This is a genomic window from Pseudomonas sp. RA_35y_Pfl2_P32 (genome assembly GCF_963970735.1).
GTDB lineage: Bacteria > Pseudomonadota > Gammaproteobacteria > Pseudomonadales > Pseudomonadaceae > Aquipseudomonas.
The window spans coordinates 1-585 of sequence record NZ_CAXAQF010000146.1; the positions used below are offsets into that span (position 1 = coordinate 1).

Below are 585 nucleotides of genomic sequence, written 5' to 3' on the forward strand. Positions count from 1 at the left end.
GCAGCATCCGCTCGACCGTACCGCGCAGCAGCGTGGCGTAATGGCCCGACATCGGCGCGACGATCAGCAGCTTGGGGCCGCCCTCGACGCCCTTGCGCTTGAAATGCAGCAACTGCCCGAAGGGTTTGCGAAGCGCGATCTCTTCGTGGATCTCGACCGTCTTGCCGTCGATCGTGGTGAAATCCAGCCCGAAGGCGGGCTTGCCGCGTGGAGCCGCGGCATGCGCGAACACCTCCAGCGCGGAGCTGAGGATCTGCCCCCCGCCGAAATAGGAAAAGGGGTTGGCGGGGTTGCTGAGCACCCCTGCGCTGAAGTCGGCCATCGCGCTGGCACCGGCCAACAACGATTACTGCATTTCATAAGCGTTGTACAACATACCGGACTTTCTAGCAGACAAATCTTATCTTAGCATCAAAGCTTATGCCGCACCGCCGCATTCGGCAATCCTCGCTTTCAATTGAACGTTTCGCGGGCGGTCAGGATCCACGTTGAGGGCAAGCCCGGTCCCTGCTAGGCGCAACGGCTATGGCAGACCCCCAAAACGCTTCCCCCAGCGAACCCGCCCAACGCAAGCTTAGCAGTCTG

1 pseudogene is annotated in these 585 nt (G+C 61.4%); it reads right to left on the minus strand.

The annotated features are described in order from the left end of the window. A pseudogene (locus AACY45_RS27555) lies at positions 1-322 on the minus strand (polyhydroxyalkanoate depolymerase); the annotation flags it as partial. Positions 323-585 lie beyond the last annotated feature (263 nt).